The following is a 6,426-nucleotide window of genomic DNA, read 5'->3' on the forward strand; positions in this document are numbered from 1 at the left end:
CGCATCTGGGGTAAGGGGGACTGTAATCCGCGAGCGCAATTACGCAACAACGCCGACCCGGGTCAGAATTTGCGACACAACAGACGTTTCATCCAGGACCCAACCCTCTGCGCAACAAGGTCTCTCGCCTCGCCGGTCAAAAGCGCAAGATGGTCAAACGGAACATCCTCAATCTCAACAGCTGAACAATGAGAAGACCAGCCAAGGTCCGCATCGGGTGCACACGAGCAGGTTTCGTTGCCCCGGATCAAAAGCACAGGCCCCTCAAACTTCCCGGCACGGGGCCGTTCCTTGACAAGCTTTGCTTGCGCGTAAATATGGCCCAGCAGTTTCTTGACGAAAGCAACCCCTTCACCGCCATTATCTTCGGAAAGCTGCCCGGACTGTGCAAGCTTTCTTGCCAAGCGGCGGAGCTTTTCTTTTTGGCTCAGTTGACCCAGCATGGCGCTGCCCGTGGTAGGATCATTCGCCCGCAACATCCCGTCCAGTTGCCGGTTTATGGCGGCATCTTTGGAGATCGTGTCAAGATCGTTTCCGGCGTTTGGAATGCCATTCCCGGCGCTGGTATCCAGAATTGCCAATCCCTCGATCTGCCTATCTGCCTCTTGAAGGCGGCAGGCAATGTCGAGGGCAACCTTGCCGCCAAGTGACCAGCCGACAAAGATCATGCTGGACATGACCGACTTCGCGATCACGTCTGCATAACAGGAGATCATTTCGTCATAGCTGGCAAAACCCGGCTCGCTACCATAGCCTCGGGCCTGTATGCCAAGGACTGTTCCATACCAACCCCAGGCAGACAGGATTTCCTTCTGTCCGAAAGACGCCGCAAGGCCGCCGGCAGGAGGAAAGCAAATGATTGTCCTGTCTTGCGGCACATCTGCCTGCCTTGTTTGCCGGTACCGGACCAGTGGTGAGTAGGTTTCAGGAACTGCGGCAAGCCGTCCTGCCAATGCGGATACAACTGGCGCTTCAAATACATCACGCAAAGACAAAGTCTTGCCTGTCGCGTGCTTGAGCTTGGAGCAGACGGAAAACGCACTTAGGGAGTGACCACCCAAATCAAAGAAACTGTCGTGGCGGCCAACTGTTTCAACGTCAAGCAAGGCACTGAAAACACCAGCTACCAGCTGCTCATTTGCATCCCTTGGAGCTTCGTATCTGGCCTGATTGACCATTTCTCCGGTTTCGGGCAACGCCTTGCGGTCGACTTTGCCGGAAGACGTCATTGGAAGGCGCGGCAGGAAGACAAATCGCGACGGGATCATGTGCGCGGGCAGTGTTTTTTCAAGCTCTGCGTGCAAGTCCGAAAGATCCAGCCCGCCCTCTAGGCCGGTGCTTGCCGCTATCCCGGGACGCCGGCCGGTCAGAACCAGATAGGCCACAAACCGGATGTCCCTGCCCCAGGCGGCGTCATCGAAATTTCGAGCCAGGACGACTGCCTGTGCAATACCCGGTTGTTGTTCCAGAACAGCTTCGATCTCGCTTGGTTCGACGCGCATGCCACGAACCTTTACCTGGGTATCCGCCCGGCCCATGAATTCCAGTTTTCCGTTTGTCCGCCAGCGTACCAGGTCACCCGTACGATAAATCCGGGCACCTTCACTCTCCGCAAACGGGTCGGCAATGAACGCCTCCGCCGTAGCAGCCAGACGCGCCAGATAACCACGTGACAGCTGGTCGCCACCGATCAGCAAGTCGCCGGTGACACCGGCCGGAACCGGGTTCAAAAGGGCGTCCACAATGTAGATGCGCACCTGAGCGAGAGGAGCTCCCAACGGCAAGACCTCGGCTTCGTGCACGCTTCCAAGCGCTCCCGCAGCAACAAAGGTTGTTGCTTCGGTCGGCCCGTAACAATGAACGAGGACCGGCGGACGGGATATTTGTCCAAGTCGTGAAATCGTGTTGCGATCGGTGGTTTCACCACCGAACAGGACCGTCCCGACATTTGAGAATGCTTCCGCGTCTTCCTGAACAATACTGGTCAGCAAGCGGGACGTCAGGAACATGGTATCGACAGGAGCCGTGCTTGAGGCAGCCCGGATCGCATGCGCGTCGACCACTTTAGTCTGGGCCAGGATCAAACACCCTCCCCGGCTCAGCGGAAACCAGTATTCAAAGGTTACAGCGTCAAAGGCAGGATGGCCGGTTTGCAACAAACGTCCATCTGGCTTCAAATCACAATAATGGTGCGAGAGGAGTGCGGCGACCGCTCCATGAGAGATGGCAACACCCTTTGGTTTTCCTGTCGAGCCGGATGTGTACATGACATATGCAAGCCCATCGGGAGAAACATTCTGGCCTTTTTCCCGACGTGTGAGCTGATTATCCGGACAGGCCGAAATAGCGGTGCGGGTCGCAGGAGCGTTCAGAACGAGGGTCTTCAGGCCGGCGCGGTTCGTCACACCCCTTGCCTGTTCGGCACAAGTCACCAGGAAGCTGGCCCCCGAGTTTTCCAGAATACTGGTCAACCGGTCAGAAGGCCCATCCGGGTCAAGCGGAAGAAAGGCCCCACCCGCCTTCCAAATCGCCAGAAGCAGAATGATCATGTCCACCGAAGGCTTCAGCCACACACCGGCTAAGCATTCCGGACCAACACCAAGTGAGATCAAATACCGGGCCAGGCGGTTGGACGCCGCATCCAGTTCTCCATAGCTCAGGTATGCCTCCCCGTCGGTCACCGCTATCGCCCGGGGTTTCATCCCCGCCTGGTGGGCGAACATGTCTACAAGGGCAAGTGGGTGACCGCCGAGACCGGCATCTGACCCGGCATTGAAATCACTGACCAGTTTTGTCTGCTCACTCCGCTCCAGTAGGGGCAGTTTATAGACCGGAACGCCGGGTGACATGCAGGCATTGACAAGAAACCGCCGGAACATGTCCCCGATACGCGAGACCGTCTCTTGTTCGAATATGTCGGTCGCATATTCGGCATAGACCCGCACCCCGGTCTCATAGGGATTGATGTGAAAGACCAGATCGTATTTGGTGAAAAGCGGCCGCGGGTCGCCCAAAGGCTGGATATCGAGACCTTCCCGATGGAAATTTCCAGCATTGCGGAATGCATGCATTACCAGAACGGCCTGAAACACCTGGGATACATTGGACGGATTGCTGCCCGTCGACGCAATGATGTTCTCAAAAGGCACATATTGATGCGCAAACGCGCCGTTCACCGTTTCCCTTGAACGCTCGAACAGGTCTTCAAAGCCAGCCAGTTCATCGACAGACAGTCTGAGCGCCAGAGTATTGCCGAAATAGCCGAATTCGTCCCACAGCGCAGCATCCGGTTTCATCACATGTGGAGTGCCGATGACAATATCGGTCGTAGGCGTGATCCGCGCCAGAACCCCGGACAAGGCAGCCACAAACACCATGAACGGTGTTCCGTTGCGCTTGACACTGAACTCTTCAACAGCACGCCATTCGGAGGGGGTGAAACCGGCAGCCTGGAGCCGCCCGCCCGCATGATCCCTGACGGCCGGCCGCTTGCGGTCCGAGGGAAACTCTAGCACTTCCGGCATAGGCGTAAACCTGTTCTCCCACCAGGCGAGTTCTTCAGCAAAAACTCGCGTCATGGCCTCGGAACGCTGCCATGCGGCATAGTCGGCATAATGCAGGGTGATTTCGGGAAGGGTCGGCTTCCTGCCGGCAGCTGCGGCGTCATAAAGATCCAGAAAGTCCTTCGGCAGGATATGGGCCATTGACCAATTGTCGCCAACACTGTGGTGGGATGCCAGACACCAGACATGGACGCCCTCCGTCAACTTGAGCACGAAGGTGCGGCATGGATGGCTGCGTTCAAGGTCATACGGCCGGGCGATGAGCTCGGAAGCTTTGGCTTGTGCCTCGGCTTTCAGCTCATCCAGGCTTGCGGGCCGGGCGGACCAGTCCTCGAAGGAAACGCGCAAGGCGTCGGGAGCATCAATCACCTGACAAAGCTTGCCGTCCATTGCTACAAGCCGCGTGCGCAAGACCTCGTAACGGTCCAACAGTCCCTGCACCGCCTGTACAAGGGCACCGGTGACAACCTCACCGGTCATACACAAGGCAAAACCTTCATTATAGACCGGTCGGCCCTCATGCAGGCTGTTGGCAAGCCACATGCGTTCCTGCTCGAAAGACGCCGGGATGCAGCCGGAACGGTCAATGGCAACAACGTCCGGCAACGCGCTGCCGGTCTCAAACGTTACACGGTCTACCAGCTGACGGACGGTCGGGTTCTCGAACACCAACCGGACAGGAACCTTTCCGCCCAAGGCCTTTTCAAGACGCAGTGCGAATTGGGCAGCAAAAATCGAATGGCCGCCTATGTCGAAGAAATGGTCGTCAATTCCGACCTGTTTCAATTGCCGCCGGTCGTGGGAAATGACCTCACGCATGATCCGGCACATGAGTTCTTCGCGTTGGTTCCTCGGGGCAACATATACATTCCCTGCAAAGCCGATTGCCATGTCTGGCAATGCATTGCGGTCGAGTTTCCCCGACGGCGTCAGTGGCAACCGCGACACGGCAGCAAAACGCGCCGGTACCATGTGCTCAGGAAGCAAACGCCTCAGCGCTCGGCGCATTGCGCCAAGATCGGGCAAAACCTGCAAATCAAGCTGGCGAACCGTCGACCGGTCGCTTTCCCGCAGGTCTTCATGGCCAAGATCAAGAGCGTCGGCGATCATCTCGCCAGTCACGGTCTCCGGCACAAGATAGGCCACCAGCTGTGTTTCGGAACCGGACCCTTCGCTGCCCTTTTTTGCGACAACGGCGGCCCGGCTTATGCCATCAAGTGTGGAGCAGGCAACCTCGATCTCACCCACTTCAACGCGCATGCCCCGGATCTTGATCTGCTTATCGATCCGGCCTAGGAATTCCAAAATGCCGTCAGGGGTCCAGCGTCCCCTGTCTCCGGTTCGGTAAAGTCGCGCGCCCTCTTGATCCGAAAACGGATTTGCAACAAATTTCTCCGCCGTCAGACCCGGCCGGCCCAGATAGCCCCGGGTGAGGCCCACTCCTCCGATCAGGATCTCACCTGCCACCCCAACCGGACATGGCTGATATCTGTTGTCTACCACGAAGATCTGAACATTCGTGATTGGCTGGCCAACCAGATCTCCAGGGGGAATTGGCTGCTTCAATTCCATGCTAGAGATGCTCGACGTCGTTTCCGTCGTCCCGTACCCGGTTAGAAATACCGCCGAGGGCAGTTTTTTCATTACCTGCATTTTAAGATGTTCAGGCAATCTGGATCCGGCGCAATAAACGAACTTGAGGCTGGAAAACCAGTCTGCCGGGGCAGTTTCAAACAGCCGTTCAAGCACAGCCGGTTGGGTATTGATGACACGCGCCGGAATTCCCTCGAAGCCGTCTTGTGTGCAGTAGGCAAGCCCTTGCGGCACTGGCAAGAGTGTTCCCCCTGTGACCAGCGGCAACCAGATTTCCCGCAAGGATGCACTGAAACCAAAAGACGTGGTCATCGGCATGACGGCAGGCCCGGCCGATGAAGCCCGCGCCCGTGTCCAGGCCAGAAGGTGGCTCAAATTGTCCATTCCGATCGCCACACCCTTCGGCTTGCCACTTGACCCGGAGGTATAGATGACACAGGCAAGCCTGCCCTCGGGAAGGCCATCCTGGCAGATCCCTGCCGCAGACCGGCTGGCAATCGTGGCCACCACTTCAGGATTGTCCAGCACCAGACAAACGGGTGTTTGAGCACAAAGGCCGGGAAACTCTTCTGCCTCCTGAAGCCGTGTCACCAGAAACTGGGCACCGGCATCCGCCATTGCGGACGAAAGCCGCTCTTCAGGATCGTCCGGAACCAGCGGCAGATAAGCTGCCCCAGCCTTCAGGACCGCCAGCAAGCTGACAACCAGATCGTCTGAGCGTTCCATGCACACGCCGATGATCTTGTCGGGACCTGCGCCATGCAATTTAAGCTCCCGCGCCAACCTGTTCGAGGCGGCATCAAGTTCACCGTAACTCAATGACCGGCCCTCTGCGGAAACAGCTATACGTTCCGGCACCTGTACCGCATACCGGCCAAATAGCACCACAGGCGTCTCGACAAGCGGGCCACTTGATGTACTTCTGTTAAAGCTGTCGAGCAGGCAGGTTCTTTCATCTTTCCCCAAAAGCGGCACTTCGGCCATCACCCTATTGGGAGCTGTTGCCACGGTTTCCAAGAACCGCTCGAATGTCTGTGCAATACGCGAAGCTGTACTTCGATCAAACACCTGACTGGCAAAGGTCAGGACACCGGAGACCCCGTCCGCGCTGTCACGCAAGATCAAGGACAGTTCGAAATGAGAACCATCGGGTTCGCCGTCATCAATCCGTTGGAAAGTGATATTGCCGAAATCCGCTTCTTTTTCACCCTTAGGGACATTCAAAAGGTTTATGGAGACTTGCACGATCGGTGCATGGCTCAGGGAGCGG

The 6,426-nt window shown here is 57.2% G+C and carries 1 protein-coding gene; it reads right to left on the reverse strand.

Features of this window, described 5'->3' with window-relative positions; genetic code table 11:
• Positions 1 to 62: 62 nt before the first annotated feature.
• Positions 63 to 6,281: a non-ribosomal peptide synthetase gene (locus E1297_RS05280; RefSeq protein WP_209015653.1), complete on the reverse strand. Its 6,219-nt coding sequence runs from the start codon at positions 6,279 to 6,281 to the stop codon at positions 63 to 65.
• Between the last annotated feature and the right edge of the window lie 145 nt (positions 6,282 to 6,426).

It is taken from the genome of Roseibium sp. RKSG952 (assembly GCF_009711355.1).